The organism is Paenibacillus sp. JT22N7, assembly GCF_059383875.1.
This window is the reverse complement of the sequence record NZ_JBXENY010000009.1, coordinates 176478-199529: the sequence shown is the minus strand read 5'-3', so window position 1 is coordinate 199529 and position 23052 is coordinate 176478. Positions and strand designations below refer to the sequence as shown.

Below are 23052 nucleotides of genomic sequence, written 5' to 3'. Positions count from 1 at the left end.
AGGGGAAAAGATGGCTCCTTATCGTGTACTCATTGTAGATGATTCTGCATTTATGAGAAAAATTTTTAGTGACTTAATTTTAAAGGATTCAATGTTTTCAATAATAGCGACTGCAACCAATGGGGCCGAAGCTGTAAAAGCGGTGGAGAAATGGAAGCCCGATGTTGTAACGCTCGATCTGGAAATGCCTGAAATGAATGGACTTGAGGCTTTGCAAAAGATTATGAAACAAAACCCGACGCCTGTCATTATGCTGTCTGGCATTAGTGAGGATAACACGAGGGATACGATCAAAGCATTGCAGTTTGGAGCTTTTGACTTTATACGCAAGCCGTCAGGCATTGCAACGAATGATATTATCCAGGTTGGCGAGCAATTGATTGAGAAGCTAAAAACAGCTGTACTGGCGAGGAAGCCTTCGTTCATTGAGGAGAAGATGGACCCGCCGGTTAAAGTGAAGGCGCTAGATACGAAAAAGCCCCTAATAACCGAAGCAACAACAAATGCAGCGTCACGGCTTGCTGCACCTTCTATGGCGAAGAAGAAACCGGAAATTACGCCACCAATAAAGCCGCCTGGCATGAACAAAAAGCCGGAACAACCAGCGGCAGTCAAAGCGGTGGCGCCTTCCTCTACATATAAGCCAACTGCTCCGCCGATTATAGCGAGCAAAAAAACGGAAGATCCCGCTCCGCCGATTATAGCGAGCAAAAAAACGGAAGATCCCGCTCCGCCGAAAAAAGAGCTGCCGAAGTCTACTTCGTTTCAGCATATTGTCGCAATCGGCGCCTCAACGGGAGGGCCGCGTGCCTTGCATACGGTCATTAGCGCTTTGCCTGGCGATCTAGGCGCACCTGTCCTAGTTGTCCAGCATATGCCGCCGAAATTTACGAAATCGCTCGCTCAGCGCCTCGACAGCTTCAGTGCGCTGCATGTCGTTGAAGCAGCTCAAGGCGACCGGGTTCATCCCGGCGTTGTCTATGTTGCTCCCGGAGGCTATCATCTAGAGCTTGGCAAAGATAGTTCCGGTTATTATATTCATTTAACAGAGCAGCCGCAGCGCAATGGGCATCGTCCATCGGTAGATGTGATGTATGAATCATTAGTTCCTTTCAAGGAGCTGAAGCGTCACGCGGTCATCCTGACCGGAATGGGCAGCGATGGTACGAAAGGTCTTAAACAGCTTGTTGAGAGCGGTGCAGTAACTTCTATAGGCGAGGCGGAGGAAACTTGCATCGTTTACGGCATGCCGCGCAGCGCCTACGAAAGCGGGGCAGTTAAGACCGTGCTCCCGCTGCAACAAATCGCTGCACGTATTGAAAGCTGTGTACTTAAATAACGATTGAAGCAATCACAAGTCTAGCAGGAGGTGCGATACAATGGATATGAATGCCTATCTGTCGATGTTCATCGACGAATCTAACGACCATCTTCAAACCTTGAATGAAAACTTATTGCGACTGGAAGGCGAGCCGGAAGATCTATCAATTGTTCAAAATATATTCCGCTCCGCTCATACTTTGAAAGGCATGTCGGCTACGATGGGATATGAGGATCTGGCTGCCTTGACACATGAAATGGAAAATGTGCTTGATCTTGTTCGCAATAGCAAGCTCAAGATGGACAGCTTTATATTTGATACGCTTTTCAAGGGTCTTGATGCGCTGGAGGCAATGGTGCAGGATATCGTTAACGGTGGTACTGGTAAAGCGGATGTGACATCAATTGTGGCCGCCTTGCAGTCGATTTTTAGCGGAGAGCATAAACTATCGGTGCCGGATCAAAAGGCTGCAGCGGAAGGCGATTCTTCCAATGCGGACAAGCCTATTTTGCTGCTGGACGAGTACCAGACTTCGGTGATTAAGCAATCCATTGATAGCGGACATCAGGCTTATCATATTCATGTAACGATTCGCGAGGACTGTTTGCTGAAAGCAGTTCGTGCCTACATGGTATTCAACCTGCTGGAAGCACACGGAGAGATTGTGAAATCGGAACCTTCTGTACAGGATTTGGAACAGGAAAAATTCGATCGTTCCTTTACTGTATTTACCATTACACAGACGAAGCTGGAAGAACTGCATACGCAAATTATGAATGTATCCGAAGTGGAGACGGCAGTTATAACTTTGCTGGATGAGGAATCGCTACATCTGCTAAGCACGCCAACAGCGAATCAGCAAGCTGAGGCTGAGGTGAAGAAAGCGAAGGAAGAGGTTGCAGCAGCAATTGCAGTCGTCGAGAAAAAAGAAGAGGCAGCCAAGGCTCCCGCAGCGGTTGCGCCTCGTAAAGATTCGCCTGCTCAAGCAGCGCCAGCGGCGGTTAATCGGACGATTCGCGTTGATATCGACCGTTTGGATACGCTGATGAATCTGTTCAGTGAGCTGCTCATTGATCGCGTTCGACTAGAGCAGCTTTCAAGCGAAATTAAACGCAATGACTTGACTGAGACGGTTGAGCATATGACGCGTGTCAGCACAGATTTGCAAAATATCGTACTCAAGCTGCGCATGGTTCCCGTCGATTCGGTATTCAACCGTTTCCCTCGCATGATTCGCGATTTGGCGAAGTCGCTTGATAAAAAAATCGATTTGGTCATTACTGGAGCGGATACAGAGCTTGACCGTACCGTTATTGATGAAATTGGCGATCCGCTCGTTCACTTGCTCCGCAACTCTGTCGATCATGGCATCGAGACGGTGGAAGAACGGATTGCGGCAGGCAAGTCAGAAGTAGGTACCATTTTCCTGCGCGCTTACCACAGCGGCAACCATGTTTTTATTGAAGTGGAAGAGGATGGACGCGGCATTAACCAAGAGCGCGTGCTGAAGACGGCGATCAAAAACGGCGTCGTTACCGAAGATGAGGCGAAAAAGCTGTCCAGCGACGAAATCAATATGCTGATTTTTGCAGCAGGCTTTAGTACAGCTGAGAAAATATCGGATATTTCCGGACGCGGTGTAGGACTGGACGTTGTACGTTCCAAAATTACGTCGCTTGGTGGAAATGTTACCATTGACTCGGTGTTTGGCAGAGGAACGAAATTCTCGGTACAGCTTCCGCTGACGCTGTCGATTATTTCGGCGATGCTGATCAAGCTGGGCTCGGAAAAATATGCGATTCCGCTGTCCTCCATTGTGGAGACCAGCATTATCCGCAGATCGCAAATTTTGAACGTTCATGGCAATTTAATGATTGAATTCCGCAATACCGTTATTCCTCTTGTATCGCTGAGCCGTGTGCTTGAGACACCTGACTTTAATGATAGCGCCGAGGAAGAAACCGAAATTGTAGTGGTGCGCAAGGGAGAAAAATGGGCGGCAGTCACCGTCGATGAGTTTATCGGCCAAAACGAGATCGTGCTCAAAACGCTTGGCAAATATTTGACCAATATCGAGGCGATTTCTGGAGCGACGATTTTAGGTGACGGCCAGGTCGCATTAATTATTGATCCTAACGCATTAATCAAATAGGAGGTTTTCACAATGGGAGAAGAATTGAAGGTCATTGTTTTTGCGCTAGCTGATGAGGAATACGGTATTGAAGTAGATAAAGTTAGAACAATAGAGCGGATGTCGCCGATTACCCGCGTGCCTAAAACAGCCGCTTTTATTAAAGGCGTTATGAATTTGCGCGGTGTTGTTGTGCCGGTTGTCGATCTTCGTGGGCGTTTTGGCCTACCTGAGCAGGAACCGACAGATAATTCGCGAATTATAGTAGTAGCGGTAGATGATCTTGAAGTAGGATTTATTGTCGATTCCGCGAATGATGTCATAGATATCGATACGGACAACATCGATTCTCCACCGGAAATCGTAGGCGGCGTTAAAGCGAAGTACTTGCACGGTATTGCCAAGCTCGGGGACAGCAGACTGCTTATTATGCTAAATCTAGTTGAGGTGCTGAATAAAAACGAGATCGAACAGCTCATGCAACTGGAGGGATAGAAGTGGCACAGTTCAGCAAGTTTGAAGCTTTTGAGCTTGACGTACTAAAGGAAGTCGGCAATATAGGCGCGGGCAATGCAGCTACTGCATTGTCTCGTCTTCTTAACAAGCCAGTCGATATGGGTGTTCCGAAGGTCAGCCTGCTGCCCTTCGAAGAAATTGCCGATCGCGTAGGCGGAATGGAGCAGGTCGTCATCGCGGTGTTTTTAAGAGTGGAAGGCGAAGCGCCGGGCAATATGTTTTTTATCATTCAGGAGGACGCAGCGAAGCGTTTGCTGACTCAGCTGCTGTCATTGCCTCATGATGATGAGAACGGCTATTCCGAAATGGAGCTGTCGGCTTTATGCGAAATCGGAAATATTTTGACCGGCTCGTATCTGTCTTCGTTGGCTGATTTTACCCATTTGGCGATGGCTCCATCGGTTCCATCCGTTGCGCTGGACATGGCGGGAGCTATTTTAAGCTATGGCTTGCTGCAATATGGCGAAATGGGCGATTCCGCGCTATTGATAGAGACGACATTTCTCGAAGACTGCCAAGACCTGGAAGGCCATTTTTTCCTCATACCTGACCCTGAATCATTTACAAAAATTTTCCGCGCTCTGGGAGTAAATGTCGAATGATACAGCAAAATTTGATTAAGGTTGGAATGGCTGATTTAAATATTGCAACTGAGGGTTCCGTCCTCAAAACAACAGGGCTTGGTTCTTGTGTAGGACTTACGCTTTATGATCCGGTTAATAAAGTAGCCGGAATGGCCCATGTTATGCTGCCTTCCTCTGAAATTGCAAGAGAGGCGACGATTAACTTGGCGAAATATGCCGATACGGCCATTCCTGAGCTTATTGAACGGATGAAGCATGTGGGGGCGCAGCAAAATCGCCTTGTAGCGAAAATGGCTGGAGGCGCTCAAATGTTCGCCTTTTCAGGTCAATCGGACTCTATGCGTATTGGTCCGCGAAATGTCGAATCTTGCCTTGAGATCGTCAACAAGTTCAAAATTCCTGTGTTTGCACAGGATACAGGCGGCAATTATGGTCGCACCATTGAGTTCGACAGCGGAAGCGGTCTGTTACTCATTCGCAGCGTACAGCTTGGAATAAAGGAGATTTGAATTATTATGATCGGAAATTGGCGATGGAATGTCGGATTAGGACTAACGGGTGTTATATTAACGATTCTTTTCTCACTCGGTAAAAATGCGGTCACAGTCATGCTGCTGCGCAGTGTATATGCATTCATCGCCTTTGTTGTCATTGCGTTTATACTGCGTGCAGTGCTTACGTTTATTTTGAAGCCGCCGGCATTGCTGGATAACGGCGCTGCAGAAGAAGATGGAATAGGAACACAGTTTAATTTGACTACGCCGGATGAAAGCGAAGATTTAAATCAGCTGTTGAAAGACGGGCTGGATATTCGCCCAGCGCAAGATGAGGCAGATAGCAAGCAGCCAATGGAACAAGAGCAAGAGCCGTTTCGGCCATTAGCGCCGCCACAGCTCGTGTCTGCACAAAACAAAGAACCGGAAGAACTGGCTAAAGTAGTACGTCACCTGACAGGAGGGTGAAAAATATGATTGCTTCTTTAAACATTCCGATGTGGCAAGCTTGGAAAGAAGAAGGGGATATTGAAGCGAAGAAGCGGCTTATTGAGCAATATTTGCCGCTTGTTGATTATGTGACCAATCGTATGGCTATTGGCCTGCCTAAAAACGTATCCAAGGATGACCTTGCCAGCAATGGCGTTATGGGTTTAATTGATGCAATAGAGAAGTTTGACTATTGCCGGGGGCTGCAGTTTGAGACCTATGCATCCTGGCGCATTCGCGGCGCAATTATTGATGGTCTCCGTCAAGGCGACTGGGTTCCGCGGTCCGTGAGAGAGAAAGCGAAAAAAGTGGAAGAGGCTTATCAAAAGCTGGAACAACAGTATTTACGCTCGGTTTCCGATGCTGAAATTAGCAATTACCTGAACATAACGGAAAAGGAGTTTACAACGATGCTTCAAGAGATTGCGGTAACGACTGTATGTTCGCTTGAGGATCCTCTTCGTGAGGAAGAGTCGGAAACAAGACTTTCGCTGCTCGTGGATGAACGGGCAAAAAATCCTGACCATAAAGTCCATGAAGTATATTTGAAAGATTCATTGGTTAATGGAATAGAGAAGCTGACGGAGAAGGAACGTATCGTCGTTTCCCTTTTTTATTATGAAGAGCTGTCTTTAAGTGAGATTGCAGACGTCATGTCGCTCTCGCCGTCACGAATTTCGCAGCTCCATTCCAAAGCTATTTTACGTCTTAGAGGAGCTTTATCCAAGCATAAAGATCAACTAATGCAGTACTAGAGTGGAGGCGTGTAATGGAAGGTCAATCATTAGATACCATTATGAGCGTTCAAATATCTGCAGATAAAATGTCAGCCTTTTTGACATTCAAACGTTTGACGGATGATTTTGAATGCTCGCTTGAACAATTAGAGCAGTTTGTGCAAAGTAGCGGAGTGAGCGTTGGAATTGTGCCCGGCGTCCTTCAAAACATTTGTAACAATCCGCTCGCTTTTTATAAAGAGCAAACTTTAATTGCTGAAGGAAAGCCTGCTGAAGTTGGCAAGGACGGCTTTGTTCAATTTATTTACGATATGAAAAGCAAAGAGCGGCGCCCGGCTGAAAATGAAGATGGCACCGTAGATTTTAAGGAAATGACGCAGTTGAAAAATGTGACGCGCGGCCAGCTGATTGCTGAACTGGTCGAACCTGCTGCTGGCGAACCGGGCATGACGGTAACCGGGAATGAGGTTGCATCGAAAGAAGGCAAGGCGGCGCGTTTTAAAATAGGAAAAAATGTCGTGCTGAACAATGAGCAAACCGCAATGTATGCGGCACTGGACGGACTCATTACGATGACGGATAAGGATAAAATCAATGTATTTCCTATTTACGAAGTGAATGGCGACGTAGATTATAAAATAGGAAATATTGATTTTGTCGGTACCGTAGTCATCCGAGGGAATGTGCTAAGCGGCTTCCGCGTCAAATCTGCCGGGGATATTCGCATCATTGGCGGAGTTGAGGGCGCCGATTTGGACGCTGAAGGCTCTATTGAAATATCAGGCGGCATTATGGCTGGCAACAAAGGTTTTGTCAAAGCCGGAAAAAATGTGAAATGCTCCTTTATCCAGGACGGCAACGTTATTGCCGGCGATGATGTGCTCGTATCGCAAAGCATTATGCATTCGAATGTTCGCGCTGGTAAAAATGTTATTTGTTCAGGGGCCAAGGGGCTGATTGTTGGCGGGACTATTCAAGCGGGCGAGCGGGTTAAAGCTCGTACAATCGGCAATACGATGTCTACTGCAACAGTAGTTGAAGTAGGTGTAAAGCCAGAGCATCGCTCGGAGCTGCTGGAATTGCGCACAAAACTCAAGCAGCATAACGAGAGCATGGATAAGGCGGATAAAGCGCTTGTGATTTTGGATCAATTGGCTGCAATTGGGCAGCTAACAGATGACAAAATGGCCATGCGCATTAAGCTAAGCGCGACCAAACGGCAGTCGCTGACAGAGGTTGAGCAGTTCCGTGAACGGATTTTGGATATTGAGCGCACGCTTGAAGATAGCGAGCAAGCTGGGGTTGACGTCAATAACATTATTTATGGCGGAATCAAAATTGTAATTGGCCGATATACGAAATATATTAAAGACCCGCTGCAGCGTGTTTCCTTTCAGTATTTAGATGGAGATATTTCACAGGTGAGTTACCGTTCGTAAAAACTTGAGCAAGCTGACCCAATAGGGAGGTAATCAAGATGGCTTTCAAACCTATTGATTTGCAAATATCGGTTCCTCGCACACCGGAGTCCAGCGGACTTCAAAGCCATATGAATCATAAGCCGATGTCGGACCAGACGAAGCTTGCCGAGCAGCAAGCTGCGCAGACCGAGCTTGTTCGCCACAAAAATACGGAAGTTGAGCATTCCGTAGGCCTGAACGTTCGTCAGGATCAAGAAACAAGCAAGCAATCTGATGAACGCAAGGGCAAACACAAAAAACAGGATGGGCAGGACAAGCATGAAGAAAGCCATCCCCCTGTGCATCCCTATAAGGGACATCATGTAGATATTTCGCTTTAAAGGCAGGTGGGAGCAAGCATGTCTAACTGGCAATACATAGTTTTGCTTGGCGCTGTAGTCGTTGTTTTTGGGTTGCTTTTGCCTAGAAGGAAACAGCCCGCAGCCGCGCAAGCCGTCAATAATATGGAAGTTTCACTGGAACAGTTTATGGAAAACATGGAGCAGGACAATCGTGAGCTTACTGCACTTATCGTGCAATCACAAGAGGAAGCACGTGCCAAGGCACAGCGCAGCGAGGAGCGTTTAGCCGAGCTGGAGCGTAAATATAGCGCTATGGAGCAGCTTTTTGAGCAGCAGAAGGCTTCCGCAGTGTCGGTGCAAGCTGCCCAGGTGATGCCGGTCAAGGTTGACGTTCCCATTACACCCGCTCCAGCTGCGCTACAGGAAGAGCCTGAAGAGCTGGAAGAGCCAGCTCCGCCAGTGAAGCAATCGATTCAAGAGCGTTATGCCGATTTGTTTGCGCTTCATCAGCAAGGCAAGTCTATTGAGGCAATTGCAAAAAAAATGAACATGAACAAGGGCGAGGTTCAGCTTATCCTTCAGCTTGCGAAACAGGAGGAGGGTGCCCGTGTTTAAAAACCGTGTTTTTTTAACCGGGCTTGGCCTTGGCATTATTATCGGCGCATTATTGCTCCAAATGATGATGATTGGCGAATCCAGCCAGCAAAAGCTCAGTAACCGCGACAATGCAGATGCTGGGCAAGAGGAAAAGATATATTCGCAAAGTGAAGTCGATGCGATTGTTGAAGCGCAGCGGGCAACGAGCAGCATAAAGGAAGAAAGCGAAGCAGCGGCAGTGCCTTCACCAACCGCTTCGCCTAAACAAATGCCTTCTGAAAGCGCTGCTCCGCAAGCCTCCGCCCCAGCTTCCCCAAAGGCATCAGCAGTGCCAACGGATAATTCTTCAGCTGCTGCGGACACGGATGAAAATACCATTCGCAAAATGGTTCGCATTCAGGCAGGAACGAATTTGACTGCGGCGTCTGAGCTGCTGGCCAAGGAGAAGCTGATTAGTGATAAAGCGGCATTTATCCGCAAAATGAAGCAAGAAAAGAAACTGGTTCGCGCCGGTTATTTTTTGTTTACCGGGAATCCTTCGCTTGAGGAAGTTATTACAACCATTACGACACAGCCGATGACACCAGAGGAAGTAAAAGCTTTTAATTCGTAATAAAATGGCGGAATGCGGTAATTTTCGCTCGGAGATTGTTGCGTACGGCATGCAGTTATGGTATATTAATTGACGGTGTTAAAAACACACGCTGATTAATTTCGTTAACGGTGCTTCTGCTTAGGTGGAAGTTTTAACGAAAGATGACGTCGGCGGAGGGCACTACAAAAAAACCATTATCAGGAGGTGTTGGAGAAATGGCGGTTATTTCCATGAAACAGCTACTTGAAGCTGGGGTACACTTCGGTCATCAGACTCGTCGTTGGAACCCGAAGATGGATCGTTATATCTTCACTGAAAGAAACGGAATTTACATTATCGATTTGCAAAAAACAGTTAAAAAAGTTGACGAGGCTTATAACTTCGTTCGCTCGATCGCTGCAGAGGGCGGCACTATGCTGTTCGTCGGCACGAAGAAGCAAGCTCAAGATTCCGTTAAGGAAGAAGCTGAGCGTTGCGGCAACTTCTACATCAACCAACGTTGGCTCGGCGGTACGCTGACTAACTTCCAAACGATTCAAAAACGTATCGACCGTTTGAAAACTTTGGAGAAATGGGAAGAGGACGGCACTTTCGAAGTTCTTCCTAAGAAAGAAGTTATTATTCTTCGCAAAGAAAAAGACCGTTTGGAAAAATTCCTTGGCGGCATCAAAGGCATGAAATCGTTGCCTAGCGCTTTGTTCATCATCGATCCTCGTAAAGAGCGTATCGCTGTTGCTGAAGCACGCAAACTTGGAATTCCTATCGTAGGTATCGTTGATACAAACTGCGATCCAGACGAAATTGACTATGTCATTCCTGGTAATGATGATGCAATTCGTGCGGTTAAATTGCTTACGTCCAAGATGGCTGATGCAATTGTTGAAGCTAACCAAGGTGAGCAAACAACTGCTTAATTCAATAAACGTAAGCTATTAGGCGAAGGGCGGTCAGAAGGTGAAAGCCTCTCACCGCCCTTTTTTCACGAATACCTAATTAAATAAATCGAAACCTTCAGGAGGGCTCAAAATGGCAGTTAGTGCGAGCGCAGTAAAAGAACTTCGCGAAAGAACAGGAGCAGGAATGCTCGATTGTAAAAAAGCTTTGGATCATACAGACAACGATATCACGAAAGCGATTGAATTCCTTCGTGAGAAAGGCCTTGCTGCTGCAGCTAACAAAGCTGGTCGTATTGCAACAGAAGGCGTTGTTGAATCCTACATTCACGCTGGCGGCCGTATTGGCGTTCTAGTTGAAGTTAACTGTGAAACAGACTTCGTTGCTAAAACAGACCAATTCCGTGAGTTTGCAAGAGATATCGCGATGCAAATCGCTGCTGCAAACCCTAAATTCGTTCGCCGCGAAGAAGTTCCTGGCGATGAGCTTGAAAAAGAACGCGAAATTTTGCGTGCACAAGCACTTAACGAAGGCAAGCCTGAGAAAATCGTTGATAAAATGGTTGAAGGCCGTATTTCCAAATACTATGAAGAATATTGCTTGCTTGAGCAAACGTTCATCAAAAACCCAGACCAAACGATTTCGGAGCTTCTTAACGATAAAATCAACAAAATTGGTGAAAACATTTCAATCCGTCGTTTCGTTCGTTATGAGCTGGGCGAAGGTCTTGAGAAAAAAGTTGATAACTTCGTAGAAGAAGTTATGTCGCAAGCTAAACTGTAAACCGATCGCAAAGGCGGGGCGGGGCGTCCGCCTCGCCTGCTTTCGTAAGCGGAGAAACTTTATATTTTGATAACCGGATGCAATCTAAGAGCTTTAGATTCATTCATGGAGGTAAGCAACGTTGGAAAAACCCGTGTTTAAACGTATAGTATTAAAAGTTAGCGGCGAATCGTTGGCAGGAAATAACGGCTACGGTATTGAGGCTTCGACAATTGCTTCTATTGCTGAGCAAGTAAAGGAAGTTGTAGCATTCGGTGTTGAAGTTGCCATTGTTGTAGGCGGCGGTAATATTTGGCGCGGAATTGCAGGAACTGCTAAAGGGATTGATCGCGCAACGGCGGATTACATGGGTATGCTGGCTACAGTTATGAATTCTCTTGCTCTACAGGATGCATTGGAACAAATTGAAGTGCCAACCCGCGTACAATCCTCGATTGCTATGCAGCAAATCGCTGAGCCGTACATTAGACGTCGTGCTATTCGCCACCTGGAGAAAGGCCGCGTCGTTATTTTCGCTGCTGGCACAGGCAATCCGTTCTTCTCAACAGATACGACAGCTGCTTTGCGTGCTGCTGAGATTGAAGCAGAAGTCATTTTGATGGCTAAAAACAAAGTGGATGGCGTATACTCTGCTGATCCATTCAAAGATCCAACTGCAGTTAAGTTCGAAGAGCTTACTTACATGGAAGTATTAAATAAAAATCTTGGTGTTATGGATGCGACAGCATCTTCGCTATGCATGGACAACAATATTCCGCTCGTTGTATTTGCAATTACAGAGCAGGATAATATTAAGCGGGTCGTGCTGGGCGAGAAAATTGGCACCATTGTGAGAGGAAGTGCGAAATAATGCCTCAAGCTATTAAGAAAAATGCCGAAGAACGTATGGAGAAAGCAATCGGTGCACTGCGCCGCGATTTGGCCAGCCTGCGTGCAGGCCGCGCATCAGCAGCTTTGCTTGATCGTGTGCAAGTTGAATATTACGGCGCATTGACACCAGTTGCACAACTGGCCAACATTAACACGCCGGATTCCCGGACGCTGATGATTCAGCCGTGGGATAAAACCTCCCTTGCAGCTATTGAAAAAGCGATTATGAAATCGGATCTTGGTTTGACGCCAGCTAATGACGGCTCAACGATTCGCATTTCGATTCCGCCGCTGACCGAGGAGCGTCGTACCGATCTTGTCAAAATGACGAAAAGATTCGGTGAAGAAGCGAAGGTGGCTGTCCGCAACATCCGTCGCGATGCGAATGATGATGTGAAGAAGCTGGAGAAAACGGACATTTCAGAAGATGAGTCCCGTCGTCATCAAGATGACATTCAAAAGCTGACAGACCGTTTTATCGTAGAAGTGGATAAAGTATTAGTAGCTAAAGAAAAAGAAATTATGGAAGTATAATTTCACTAAAGCCCCTCCGTTAGGTGGGGTTTGGTTTAAATATAAGGCTTTTATTTTTTTTGAAATGCCTTATATATCATCGCGAAACGCAAGCTGCCTTCTATTGGGTACGGTGGCAGCCGTTTACGCTTGTTAAATCCGGGTTGGAGGAACGAAGATGATCAGTCGACTTTGGGCTAAATTTAGCAAATCGTCCCCACGTCCGGCAGCGCCGCCACGATTAGACAACGTGCCTGAACATGTTGCTGTTATTATGGATGGAAACGGGCGTTGGGCCAAAGACCGTGGATTACCGCGAATAGCGGGTCATCATTCCGGGATGAAAGCGGTCAGACGCATTACGATGGCAGCAGACCGGCTCGGCGTTAAATATTTAACGCTTTATGCTTTTTCGACGGAAAACTGGAAAAGGCCTAAAGACGAAGTTGATTTTTTAATGAAGCTCCCTCAGCAATTTCTAGAAATTGAAATAGACGATTTGATGCAAAAAAATGTTCAGGTTCGCGTCATGGGGCACAGGGAGGATCTCCCGTCCTTTACGATTAAAGCGTTGGACGAAGCAATGAGCAAGACGGCAAATAATACGGGACTCGTACTTACTTTTGCGCTAAACTATGGCAGCCGCAAGGAAATGCTTGAAGCGATCAAGGAGATCGCAGCGGATGTGCAAGAAGGACGGCTCACCTGTGACCAAATAGATGATCATGTGATGAGTTCGCATTTATTGACCCGCGACCTTCCGGATCCTGATCTGCTGATTCGCACGAGCGGAGAATTGCGTTTAAGCAATTTTATGCTTTGGCAGCTTGCCTATAGCGAAATGTGGTTTACGGACGTCTATTGGCCTGAATTTTCAGAGGCCCATTTCGAAGAAGCGATTGAGGAGTATGGGCGGCGCGCACGGCGATATGGCGGACTATAAGCTTCGATAACGGAGTGTGACCTATACATTGAAACAGCGAATAGTGACGGGAGTAGTAGCAGGCGCATTTTTTATTGCGCTTGCAGTAGCGGGAAGCTGGCTATATGCTGGTCTGCTCGTTTTGCTCGCGATGGTAGGCTTTACTGAATATGTCAAGATGAACGGCCAAGCTTGGGCTCATCCGGCTTCATTGCTCGGATACGCGGGTGTGCTGTTTTTTGTGCTACCATGGAACTTAATTGGGGTAGAAACGCCATCCTTCATGTTTGTAACGTGGGTGCTGGCCTTTTTACTGCTTGCTCTAACGGTCTTGACCAAAAACAAAACAACGATCGATCATGCGGCATTTATGCTGCTTGGTGCGCTGTACGTTGGGATGGGCTTTGGAGCGATGAATGCGGTAAGACAGATGGATGATCATGGCTTGTTTTGGACATTTTTGCTTCTTGGCTGCATATGGTCCTCAGACATTGGCGCCTATTTTGCCGGGAAGGCATTTGGCAAAAACAAGCTCTGGCCATCGATTAGTCCGAATAAAACGATTGAGGGGGCGCTCGGAGGCGTTGTGCTGTCGCTTGTTGTGGCAGCTATCGGAGCTTTTATCTTCCCCGACGTCATCGTATTTGGCAAAGCGCTTCTTATTGGGCTGCTGGCCGCTGTAGCCGGACAGTTTGGCGATTTAATTCAATCCGCTTACAAACGAGTACGTGATATCAAAGATACAGGCCGCATATTGCCTGGGCATGGCGGCGTTCTGGACCGTTGCGACAGCTGGATTATCGTATTTCCGTTGATCGTGCTCTCTGGTCTGCTTCCCATGTAATTTGTAAGAGATGCAAAAAGTACATGTCTAATCCGAGTGTCAGAGGAGATTGAGATGAAAAAAATAACGATTCTTGGCTCAACAGGCTCCATTGGCACGCAAACGCTGGATGTTATTGCAAACGACCCGGAGCGTTTTCAGGTTGTCGGCTTATCGGCGGGCAGCAATACGGACCTGCTGATTCAGCAGGCGATCCGCTTCAAGCCATCCATCGTTTGCTTGTCAACGAAGGAAGCGGCTGAAGCGGTTGCCTCTTCGCTGCCTGCAGGAACTCGGGTCATTTATGGAGAGCAGGGCTTAATTGAGCTTGCTGGAGAGACGGAAGCCGATATTGTCGTTACGGCGATTATGGGCAGCAGAGGGCTCCCTGCAACGCTTGCTGCCATTGAAGCGGGCAAAATGATTGGCCTTGCGAATAAAGAGACGCTCGTAACGGCGGGCCATATTGTAATGGAACGGGCAAGGCAGAAGGGTGTTTCGATTATACCGATTGACAGCGAGCATTCGGCTATTTTTCAGTGCCTGAATGGAGAAGATCGCAGATCGCTTAGCCAGCTTACGCTGACTGCCTCAGGCGGCTCATTCCGCGATCGCACGCGCGAGCAATTGAAAGGTGTTACAGTGGCGGAAGCGCTGAATCATCCTAATTGGTCCATGGGTGCTAAAATCACAATCGATTCTGCCACAATGGCTAATAAAGGGCTGGAAGTTATTGAAGCCCATTGGCTGTTTGATGTTACATACGATCAAATCCATGTTCTTGTTCATCCAGAGAGTATCATTCATTCTTATGTGGAGTTTACTGACCATAGCGTCATTGCGCAGCTAGGGTTGCCTGATATGCGCGTTCCGATTCAATATGCGCTTACGTATCCGCATCGCTATCCAACGCCTACCGGCCGGCTTGATTTGGCTGCCATTGGCAAGCTTCATTTTCGAGAGATGGACTTTGAACGGTATCCGTGCCTGCGTCTCGCTTTCGAATGCGGCAAAGCGGGACAATCGGCGCCAACGGTATATAATGCGGCGAATGAAGTAGCGGTGGCCCGGTTTCTTGCTGGCGAAATTGAATTTCTGGATATTGAGCGCACGATTGAGGAAGTGCTCACTCGCCATCCTGTAACGGTGGTTGATACTCTTGAAGCTATCGCTGAAGTCGACAGCTGGGCACGTCGAATGGCTGCTACTGTGTAACTTGTGCGCTGCCTCGCGGTTCTCTTGTAACGGGTAGGAGAATAATGATAATCTATGTACAGGCCGTTACGAACAGGAGGCTCTATATGGAGACGATTCAGATTGTTTTATTAACCGTGCTCGTGTTTTTTGTAATCGTGACTATCCACGAATGGGGCCACTATTATTTTGCCAAACGAGCAGGGATATTGGTTAGGGAATTTGCCATTGGTTTTGGACCTAAGCTCATTTCCATTAAGCGCGGCGAGACGCGATTTACCATTCGCCTCGTTCCGGCAGGTGGCTTCGTCCGTATGGCAGGCGAGGACCCGGAAATTGTGGACGTTGCCTCTGGGCAGACAATTGCCATCAAGCTTAAAGAGGATAAGGTAACGAGATTGTACCTGGACCGTCTAGATGAGCGTAGCGGCGTCATTCGTGGCGAAGTGACTCAGATCGACCTGGAAAGGGATTTGTTCGTTACGCTCGACATTGAAGGCGAGAAGGAACGTTTTGCGCTGCATCCACAAGCATTGATGATTAGCAAAGGCAAAGAAACGCAAATTGCCCCGCTGGACAGACAGTTTGGCAGCAAATCGGTAGCTGCGCGGGCACGGGCTATTTTTGCCGGTCCGTTTATGAATTTTGTGCTGGCGTTTGTATTGTGTGGCGCTTATATTCAACTCGCGGGTACACCGGAAAATTTGCTCGTGGATTCGATTAGCAAGGGGATGCCGGCAGAAAAGGCCCAATTGCAAAGCGGCGACATGATTCAAGCGATTAATGGTACGCCAATTGGTACGGATTATGATAAAATGATTGAGATTATTGGCGGTTCGCCTGGCGTACCGATTCAAATGGACATTGTGCGCGGCGGCGTAGCGCAGAAGATCGAGCTGACGCCAGCTCCGGATGACCAAGGAGTCGGTAAAGTCGGGATCACGGCTGCTTACAAGACGCGCTCGGCAACGATTACAGAAACGGTAACGGGTGCAGGCAAGCTGATGAAGCAGATGACCGTTATCATTTTTGAAGGCTTTAAGAAGCTCGTCACCGGTGATTTTAAGCTGGATGATTTGGGCGGGCCTGTGCGTACAGCAGAGGTAACCAGTCAAATTGCCAAGCAGGGCATCGCCGAATTGACGCGATGGACCGCTATGCTGAGCTTGTATTTGGGGATTTTCAACTTGCTGCCCATTCCAGCACTGGATGGAAGCAGACTTATTTTTCTCGGGCTGGAAGCGCTGCGCGGCAGACCGATTGACCCGAACCGGGAAAGCATGGTTCATTTCGTCGGCTTTGCGCTCATTATGCTGCTGATGCTGGTAGTAACCTATAACGATATTTTGCGATTGGTGCGAGGGGAGTCTTAACCTTTTATGTCTAAAGATAAAAAATTTGTTTCGGAAATTACGCCGCAAAGCGAGGATTTCTCGAAATGGTATATTGATGTCATTAAAAAAGCCGAGCTTATGGATTATTCGCCGGTGCGCGGATGTATTATTTTTCGCCCGGAAGGTTATGAGCTATGGGAAAATATTCAACGTGATCTGGACCGCCGCTTTAAAGAAACCGGCCATCGCAATGCGTATTTCCCGCTCTTTATTCCAGAAAGCTTTTTCCAGAAGGAAAAGGAGCATGTCGAGGGCTTTAATCCTGAGCTTCCTTGGGTAACAGAAGCAGCAGGCGAGAAGCTTGAGGAGCGCCTTGCTATTCGTCCAACTTCGGAGACGATGTTCGGGCATATGTATGCCAAATGGATTCAATCGTACCGCGACCTGCCGCTGCTCATTAACCAATGGGCGAATGTAGTCCGCTGGGAGAAACGCACGCTGCCTTTCCTGCGCACAAGTGAGTTTCTATGGCAGGAAGGCCATACAGCGCATGAGAATGAAGAGGAAGCTCGTCAAGAAACGATGCAAATGCTCGGCATTTACCGTGACTTTGTCGAGGAATTTCTGGCGATTCCGGTCGTTGTTGGACAAAAGACGCCTTCGGAGCGTTTTGCGGGCGCAGTAGATACGTATTCGATTGAAGCGATGATGAAGGATGGCCGTGCCGTACAGGCGGGAACTTCTCATTACTTGGGAACGAAATTTGCCGTAGCATTTGATATTAAATATTTGGACCGTGAAAATCAGCTGCAATTTGCCCACACGACCTCATGGGGTGTGAGTACCCGTCTCATTGGCGCTATGATTATGGTGCATGGTGACGATCGTGGCCTTGCGTTGCCGCCTAAAGTCGCTCCAACACAAGTGATTATGATTCCTATCGGTCCAGCGAAAACGCGCGACCAAGTTGTCGGCCGGGTAGATGAGCTGTATGCCGAGCTTAAAAAAGCGGGTGTTCGCGTCAAGGTGGATGACCGTTCGGACGTAAGCCCTGGCTGGAAGTTCAATGAATATGAAATGCGCGGCATTCCGCTTCGTCTGGAGCTGGGGCCACGTGATATGGAAAATGGACAAGTTGTACTCGTATCCCGCATTAGCGGCGAGAAGAAGGTAGTCGAGCAGGCTAATCTCGTCGCTGAAGTAGAAGCGATGCTTGTGCAAATCCATAATGAAATGTTTGAGAAAGCGAAGCAGTTCCGCGAGGATCATTTCTATTCGGTAGATACGCTGGATGAAATGAAGGCATCGCAAGAGGAGCAGCGCGGCTTTGTGCTTGCGGGCTGGTGTGGCTCGGAAGCATGCGAGAAGCAGGTCAAGGAAGAGACGGGAGCAACAAGCCGCAACATTCCATTCGAGCCTGCCGAGAAAAAGAGCACATGCCTCGTTTGCGGCGACGCCGCCGAGCATACAGTTGTTTTTGCTCGCGCTTACTAGAACGGGCTCTCCTGTAGCAACAGAGCGTCTTCGTTCGAATGCTTGAAGTGCATTGTACGCAACAGAATCTTTCGCTTTTTCTTTAATTTTAATTTGTATTTTATTGTTCTGCATTGAGTTTTGATGTGTTATGCTGATTACAAAGCAATTTCAAGGCAGGGAAATGGAATCAGCCATTTCCCTGCTTCTATGAGAAGTGCTGGTTTAGCGAGCGCTTATACAACGGTTTTTGCGGTGGAGAGAGCGAGGTTTAGGGGGCAAGTGGAGTGAAAGGTTTAAGCTGGAGAAGCGTTAGCGTTAAAGCTTTCCGAAGGAAAGCAGCTTCGTAAGCATAAGCTTTGCCTATACATTTCTGCCGTTTAACGACTTATTTCGAGGAAATGTATGGGCAATGGCGATCGTAAGCCAAACCTTTCACGCAGCGCCGATCCCCCTTAACCGAGCCGACCATCCCCATTGCAACAGCGAAAATAAGCCAGCGAGCGTTAGGAGTGGATAAAATCATGAGCCAAACCGACAACAAAAGGCAGCGCTTTGAGCTGCTGCTGCAGCAGTCGGAATTACCGCAGGAAATGATACAATCCTTTTTTCAGGATGGTTATATAGATCAGGTTGTAGTCGCCAAGAACAACCGCAAGTGGACGTTTTGCATACGCAAAACGTCTTTGGTCCCTTATAAGGCCTATAGTGGATTATGCCAGGCGGTCAAGCAAAAGTTTGCCCATATTGCTGATACCTCCTTCCAATTTATATACGATGAGCAGCTTTCTTCAGAAGAGCTTGCGAGCGAATATTGGCCGCTTTTCAAAGAGTGGGCGCAGCAGGAAATTGCTTCGGTTAACGGTTGGCTTCTCAAAGCAACGATTACGACGGAAGGCGATGTTATTACGCTGCTGATGCTCGATGAAATGGGGCTGGAGCTGGCGCGCAAAAAACGGATGGATGAAGAAATTACCCGCTTTTATGAGCGGCAATTCAGCCGAAGCTATAAAGTAAAGCTTGCCGTTGGCGAAGCTAAAGCAGAGGTATACGAAGAGTTCGAGCAGCGGCGGGTAGCGGAGGAGCGCGAGGTCATTCAGCAAATTATGGCTAGCGCCGCAGCTGAGGAATTGGGCGATGATGGCGAGCCGCCGGCAAGACTGGCGGTCGGATATGACATTCGCGAAGAGCCGGTTCCATTGATGAACATTCGCGAGGAAGAGAAGAAAATAACGGTGCAAGGCGCCGTATTCGGTCTGGATAAGAAGGAGCTGCGCAACGGAAGCACGCTCTTTACCTTCAACTTGACCGATTTCTCCGATTCCTTGTCCCTAAAAATGTTCGCCAAAACAAAAGATGATGTCAAAGTGCTGGATCTATTGTCCAACGGCAAATGGGTGAAGGCGCGTGGCAGAGTCGAATATGACCGGTTTATGCAGGAGCCGGAGCTTGTCATGATGCCGAATGATTTGCATGAGGTTCATGCACCAGCAGACCGCAAAGACAATGCGGAGGAGAAACGGGTAGAGTTTCATCTGCATACGACAATGAGCGCGATGGATGCGGTGGCTCCCATTGATGCTTATGTAAAGATGGCAGCCAAATGGGGACATAAAGCAATGGCGGTCACTGACCACAGCAACGTGCAATGTTACCCGGAAGCAGCGAAAGCAGCGAAAAAGAACGGCATTCAGCTATTATTTGGCCTAGAGGCTAACGTGGTAAATGATGCGGTTCCGATAGTGCTTAATCCGCGGGAGCAGCCGCTCGCTGGCTCCGAATACATCGTTTTCGATATCGAGACGACGGGACTTTCGGTCATTAATAACAAAATTATCGAGCTTGCCGGCGTGAAAATGAAAGATGGCAAAGAAGTGGCGACATTTGCCACCTTCATTAATCCACATGAGAAAATTCCTTATCATATTCAGCAATTGACGAATATTAATGATGAAATGGTACAGGATGCGCCGGAGCTTGAGCCAAAGCTGCGCGAATTCATCGAATTTATTGGCGATACCGTACTTGTTGCCCACAATGCCCGCTTTGATATCGGGTTTTTGCAAGCAAACTGTAAATCGCTTGGCCTGCCGGAAATTAAAAACCCGGTCCTTGATACACTGGAGCTGGCAAGGTTTTTGCATCCAAGCTTGAAAAATCATCGTCTCAATACGCTGTCAGCTAAATACAAAATCAGCCTGGAAAACCATCACCGTGCGATTGATGACTCCATCGCCTTGGGCGGGGTATTGTTCGGCTTGATTAGCGATGCGGCTGAACGCAATGTTACAGGCCTGCATCAATTAAATGATTATGTCGGTATCGATTTATCGAACAGCCGCCCGTTTCACTGCTGTATTTATGCACTGAACGCAGTCGGCAAGAAAAATTTATACAAGCTCGTATCGCTCTCCCATACGCAGCATTTTAAACGGGTAGCAAGCATCCCGCGGACGAAGCTAGTGGAGCTGCGCGAAGGGCTGCTCGTCATATCCGGATGTGAAAAAGGCGAGTTTTACGAAACGGTGCTGAATAAATCGTATGAGGAAGCTGTAGAAGTCGCGCGGTTCTATGATGTACTGGAAATTCAGCCGATTGATTTTTACATGCATTTAGTGGACAAAGGTCTCGTTGGCAGCCGTGCTGAAATCGAGCAAGCACACCGCCGTGTGTGCCAAATTGCTGATGAGCTGGGCAAGCCAGTTATTGCGACAGGCAATGTCCATTATTTGAATCCTCGGGATAAGCTGTTCCGCGACATTGCGATCCATGGCATTACGGGTTTTAGTCCGCTGAAAGACATGCGCAAGCCGGATGCCCACTTCCGTACGACCGATGAAATGCTTAAGGAATTTGCGTTCCTTGGAGAAGCACGGGCGTATGAGGTCGTTGTGACCAATACGGTGCAGCTTGCCGAACGCTTTGAGCCGTTTGACCTGTTTCCTCCGGAGTTGTTCACGCCGATTATGGAGGGAGCAGAAGAGGAGATCCGCACCACCTGCTACAATACAGCTAAAGGATTTTATGGCGAGGATCTGCCGCAAGTCGTCATTGACCGGTTGGAGAAAGAACTCGTGCCGATTATTAAATTCGGATTTTCCGCGAACTATTTAATTTCTGAGCGTCTTGTGAAAAAATCGAATGAGGACGGCTATTTGGTCGGCTCCAGGGGCTCTGTTGGTTCCTCTGTTGTAGCTACGTTTCTCGGCATATCCGAGGTTAATCCGCTGCCAGCGCATTATATGTGCAAAAATCCAGCATGCAAGCATAGCGAATGGTTTCTCGATGGCAGCATTCCGAGCGGCTTTGACCTTCCCGACAAATCTTGTCCAAAATGCGGAGAGCCGCTAAAGGGCGAAGGGCAGGATATCCCGTTCGAAACATTCCTTGGCTTCAAAGGTGATAAAGTTCCCGATATCGATCTTAACTTCTCTGGTGAATACCAGCCGATAGCGCATAACTACACAAAGGTGCTGTTTGGGGAAAAAGCTGTATTTCGGGCCGGGACAATAGGTACGGTAGCGGAGAAAACGGGCTTCGGCTTTGCCAAGAAATATGAAGAAGCAAATGGCAAAAAATGGCGCGGTGCCGAGCTGTCCAGACTGGCTGCCGGTGTAACGGGCGTTAAGCGTAGTACTGGTCAGCATCCGGGCGGTATCGTCGTTGTGCCGGATTACATCGAAGTAGAGGATGTAACACCAGTTCAATATCCGGCTGATGACGTAAATGCAGAATGGAAGACGACCCATTTTGACTATCATGCCTTTGAGACGAATTTGCTCAAGCTCGATATACTCGGACACGATGATCCGACGATGATGCGGATGCTTCAGGATTTGACTGATGTTGACCCAACAACGATCCCGATGAACGATCCTAAAGTGATGAGCATGTTCAATTCGACCAAAGCGCTTGATGTTTCTCCAGAGAAAATTCGTACGCCAGTAGCCACATATGGCGTTCCCGAGATGGGTACGAAGTTCGTTCGGCAAATGCTTCAGGAGACGCAGCCGTCTTCCTTTGCCGATTTGCTGCAAATTTCCGGGTTGTCCCACGGAACCGGCGTTTGGCTCGGCAATGCGCAGGAGCTCATTAAGAAGGGAACCTGCAATATCAAAACCGTTATCGGCTGCCGGGATGATATTATGCTTTATTTAATTTACAAGGCGGGCATGGATGCAGGTCTGGCCTTCAAAATTACCGAGAGCGTGCGTAAGGGCAAGGGACTTTCTGACGAATGGATCGAAGAGATGAAGCGCTGCAAAGTACCGCAGTGGTACATTGACTCCTGCTTGCGCATTGAGTATATGTTTCCGAAGGCGCATGCCGCGGCCTATGTTATTTCGGCGGTGCGGACAGCCTACTTCAAGCTGTATTATCCAATTGCTTATTATGCGACTTACTTTACCGTTCGCGCGGAAGATTTTGACCTTGAAATATTGTGCCAAGGCTACGATGCAATCAAACGCAAGCTGATAGAAATTGAAGAAAAAGGCTTTGCGGCGCTGCCTAAGGAGAAAGCGAGCATCTCGCTGCTCGAGATGGCGCTTGAGATGACAGCACGCGGCTTCTCTTTTAAACCGATTGATCTTTACCGTTCGGATGCGACAAAATTCCAAGTCGATGGCGATTCGCTCGTGCCTCCGTTTGCAGCGATTCCGGGTATTGGTGAAAATGCCGCACGCAATATTGCCGCTTCCCGTAATGATGGCGAGTACCTGTCGATTGAGGATTTCCAGCAAAGATCGAAGGCGAGTAAAACGATTGTCGAGGTGCTGAACGGGATGGGCTGTTTCCGAGGATTGCCGGAATCGAACCAGCTCTCGTTGTTTTAGAACGTGGTATATCGGCATTTGTACAGCATTTCAACTTGAAAAGTTTTCTTGTCACTACTTATGCGGTTATGTTATAATTTTCGTGGCAATGATGTTGATAAGCGTTTGATGCAGAAGAGTGGGGAAACCCACTCTTTACGTTTTGTTTTCGGGTCTTTAAGGGTCTGAAAGGCCAAATCAATCGT

General features: G+C 47.8%; 21 protein-coding genes. All 21 read left to right on the top strand.

The window, feature by feature from the left end; translation table 11 throughout:
• The first annotated feature begins 10 nt into the window (after positions 1-10).
• The gene (locus tag AC50Y5_RS23485) at positions 11-1339 is read left to right on the top strand and encodes a protein-glutamate methylesterase/protein-glutamine glutaminase (protein WP_494863953.1); all 1329 of its coding nucleotides are present in this window, start codon (positions 11-13) and stop codon (positions 1337-1339) included.
• Between the two features lie 40 nt (positions 1340-1379).
• The gene (locus AC50Y5_RS23480; protein WP_494863952.1) at positions 1380-3473 is read left to right on the top strand and encodes a chemotaxis protein CheW; all 2094 of its coding nucleotides are present in this window, start codon (positions 1380-1382) and stop codon (positions 3471-3473) included.
• A gap of 12 nt (positions 3474-3485) precedes the next feature.
• Positions 3486-3947, top strand: a complete 462-nt coding sequence (locus AC50Y5_RS23475) for a chemotaxis protein CheW (protein ID WP_056038192.1) — start codon at positions 3486-3488, stop codon at positions 3945-3947.
• Between the two features lie 2 nt (positions 3948-3949).
• A complete protein-coding gene (locus tag AC50Y5_RS23470) occupies positions 3950-4570 on the top strand; it encodes a chemotaxis protein CheC (protein WP_046230734.1) in 621 nt (206 codons plus the stop codon).
• On the top strand, positions 4567-5061 hold the full coding sequence (locus tag AC50Y5_RS23465) for a chemotaxis protein CheD (RefSeq protein WP_056038189.1): 495 nt from the start codon (positions 4567-4569) through the stop codon (positions 5059-5061). The genes AC50Y5_RS23470 and AC50Y5_RS23465 overlap by 4 nt, the downstream gene beginning before the upstream one ends.
• A gap of 6 nt (positions 5062-5067) precedes the next feature.
• Positions 5068-5514 carry a hypothetical protein gene (locus AC50Y5_RS23460; protein WP_056038187.1) on the top strand — a complete coding sequence of 149 codons (447 nt, stop codon included), beginning with the start codon at positions 5068-5070 and terminating at the stop codon, positions 5512-5514.
• A 5-nt stretch (positions 5515-5519) separates the two neighbouring features.
• Positions 5520-6290 (top strand): FliA/WhiG family RNA polymerase sigma factor, encoded by a 771-nt coding sequence (locus AC50Y5_RS23455; protein ID WP_046230737.1) that lies wholly within the window; start codon positions 5520-5522, stop codon positions 6288-6290.
• 14 nt (positions 6291-6304) lie between these two features.
• Positions 6305-7711, top strand: coding sequence for a flagellar assembly protein A (locus AC50Y5_RS23450; protein ID WP_056038182.1), 1407 nt, complete (start codon positions 6305-6307; stop codon positions 7709-7711).
• Positions 7712-7749: 38 nt separating this feature from the next.
• The gene (locus tag AC50Y5_RS23445) at positions 7750-8073 is read left to right on the top strand and encodes a hypothetical protein (protein WP_056038180.1); all 324 of its coding nucleotides are present in this window, start codon (positions 7750-7752) and stop codon (positions 8071-8073) included.
• 18 nt (positions 8074-8091) lie between these two features.
• Positions 8092-8649 carry a hypothetical protein gene (locus AC50Y5_RS23440; protein WP_494863951.1) on the top strand — a complete coding sequence of 186 codons (558 nt, stop codon included), beginning with the start codon at positions 8092-8094 and terminating at the stop codon, positions 8647-8649.
• Positions 8642-9244: a hypothetical protein gene (locus AC50Y5_RS23435; RefSeq protein WP_494863950.1), complete on the top strand. Its 603-nt coding sequence runs from the start codon at positions 8642-8644 to the stop codon at positions 9242-9244. Before AC50Y5_RS23440 ends, AC50Y5_RS23435 begins: the two co-directional genes overlap by 8 nt.
• 197 nt (positions 9245-9441) lie before the next feature.
• Positions 9442-10140, top strand: a complete 699-nt coding sequence (gene rpsB, locus AC50Y5_RS23430) for a 30S ribosomal protein S2 (RefSeq protein WP_046230742.1) — start codon at positions 9442-9444, stop codon at positions 10138-10140.
• 112 nt (positions 10141-10252) lie between these two features.
• The gene (gene tsf / locus AC50Y5_RS23425) at positions 10253-10903 is read left to right on the top strand and encodes a translation elongation factor Ts (RefSeq protein WP_056038172.1); all 651 of its coding nucleotides are present in this window, start codon (positions 10253-10255) and stop codon (positions 10901-10903) included.
• A gap of 121 nt (positions 10904-11024) precedes the next feature.
• Positions 11025-11753: a UMP kinase gene (pyrH, locus tag AC50Y5_RS23420; protein ID WP_046230744.1), complete on the top strand. Its 729-nt coding sequence runs from the start codon at positions 11025-11027 to the stop codon at positions 11751-11753.
• Positions 11753-12307 carry a ribosome recycling factor gene (frr, locus tag AC50Y5_RS23415; RefSeq protein ID WP_056038169.1) on the top strand — a complete coding sequence of 185 codons (555 nt, stop codon included), beginning with the start codon at positions 11753-11755 and terminating at the stop codon, positions 12305-12307. Before pyrH ends, frr begins: the two co-directional genes overlap by 1 nt.
• Positions 12308-12464: 157 nt before the next feature.
• Positions 12465-13229, top strand: coding sequence for an undecaprenyl pyrophosphate synthase (gene uppS / locus AC50Y5_RS23410; protein WP_056038167.1), 765 nt, complete (start codon positions 12465-12467; stop codon positions 13227-13229).
• 28 nt (positions 13230-13257) lie between these two features.
• Entirely contained in the window at positions 13258-14052 is a 795-nt protein-coding gene (locus AC50Y5_RS23405; RefSeq protein ID WP_494863949.1) for a phosphatidate cytidylyltransferase, read from the top strand.
• Positions 14053-14106: 54 nt separating this feature from the next.
• Positions 14107-15246 carry a 1-deoxy-D-xylulose-5-phosphate reductoisomerase gene (locus AC50Y5_RS23400; protein WP_056038161.1) on the top strand — a complete coding sequence of 380 codons (1140 nt, stop codon included), beginning with the start codon at positions 14107-14109 and terminating at the stop codon, positions 15244-15246.
• A gap of 86 nt (positions 15247-15332) precedes the next feature.
• Positions 15333-16598, top strand: coding sequence for an RIP metalloprotease RseP (gene rseP / locus AC50Y5_RS23395; RefSeq protein ID WP_099520654.1), 1266 nt, complete (start codon positions 15333-15335; stop codon positions 16596-16598).
• Between the two features lie 6 nt (positions 16599-16604).
• A complete protein-coding gene (gene proS, locus AC50Y5_RS23390; RefSeq protein ID WP_494863948.1) occupies positions 16605-18053 on the top strand; it encodes a proline--tRNA ligase in 1449 nt (482 codons plus the stop codon).
• Positions 18054-18556: 503 nt separating this feature from the next.
• Positions 18557-22867 (top strand): PolC-type DNA polymerase III, encoded by a 4311-nt coding sequence (locus AC50Y5_RS23385; protein WP_494863947.1) that lies wholly within the window; start codon positions 18557-18559, stop codon positions 22865-22867.
• Positions 22868-23052 lie beyond the last annotated feature (185 nt).

Coding starts and splice junctions, on each gene's coding strand:
- AC50Y5_RS23485 (WP_494863953.1), top strand. CDS start 11: ATGGCTCCTTATCGTGTACTCATTGTAGATGATTCTGCATTTATGAGA.
- AC50Y5_RS23480 (WP_494863952.1), top strand. CDS start 1,380: ATGGATATGAATGCCTATCTGTCGATGTTCATCGACGAATCTAACGAC.
- AC50Y5_RS23475 (WP_056038192.1), top strand. CDS start 3,486: ATGGGAGAAGAATTGAAGGTCATTGTTTTTGCGCTAGCTGATGAGGAA.
- AC50Y5_RS23465 (WP_056038189.1), top strand. CDS start 4,567: ATGATACAGCAAAATTTGATTAAGGTTGGAATGGCTGATTTAAATATT.
- AC50Y5_RS23460 (WP_056038187.1), top strand. CDS start 5,068: ATGATCGGAAATTGGCGATGGAATGTCGGATTAGGACTAACGGGTGTT.
- AC50Y5_RS23455 (WP_046230737.1), top strand. CDS start 5,520: ATGATTGCTTCTTTAAACATTCCGATGTGGCAAGCTTGGAAAGAAGAA.
- AC50Y5_RS23450 (WP_056038182.1), top strand. CDS start 6,305: ATGGAAGGTCAATCATTAGATACCATTATGAGCGTTCAAATATCTGCA.
- AC50Y5_RS23445 (WP_056038180.1), top strand. CDS start 7,750: ATGGCTTTCAAACCTATTGATTTGCAAATATCGGTTCCTCGCACACCG.
- AC50Y5_RS23440 (WP_494863951.1), top strand. CDS start 8,092: ATGTCTAACTGGCAATACATAGTTTTGCTTGGCGCTGTAGTCGTTGTT.
- rpsB (WP_046230742.1), top strand. CDS start 9,442: ATGGCGGTTATTTCCATGAAACAGCTACTTGAAGCTGGGGTACACTTC.
- tsf (WP_056038172.1), top strand. CDS start 10,253: ATGGCAGTTAGTGCGAGCGCAGTAAAAGAACTTCGCGAAAGAACAGGA.
- frr (WP_056038169.1), top strand. CDS start 11,753: ATGCCTCAAGCTATTAAGAAAAATGCCGAAGAACGTATGGAGAAAGCA.
- uppS (WP_056038167.1), top strand. CDS start 12,465: ATGATCAGTCGACTTTGGGCTAAATTTAGCAAATCGTCCCCACGTCCG.
- AC50Y5_RS23400 (WP_056038161.1), top strand. CDS start 14,107: ATGAAAAAAATAACGATTCTTGGCTCAACAGGCTCCATTGGCACGCAA.
- rseP (WP_099520654.1), top strand. CDS start 15,333: ATGGAGACGATTCAGATTGTTTTATTAACCGTGCTCGTGTTTTTTGTA.
- proS (WP_494863948.1), top strand. CDS start 16,605: ATGTCTAAAGATAAAAAATTTGTTTCGGAAATTACGCCGCAAAGCGAG.
- AC50Y5_RS23385 (WP_494863947.1), top strand. CDS start 18,557: ATGAGCCAAACCGACAACAAAAGGCAGCGCTTTGAGCTGCTGCTGCAG.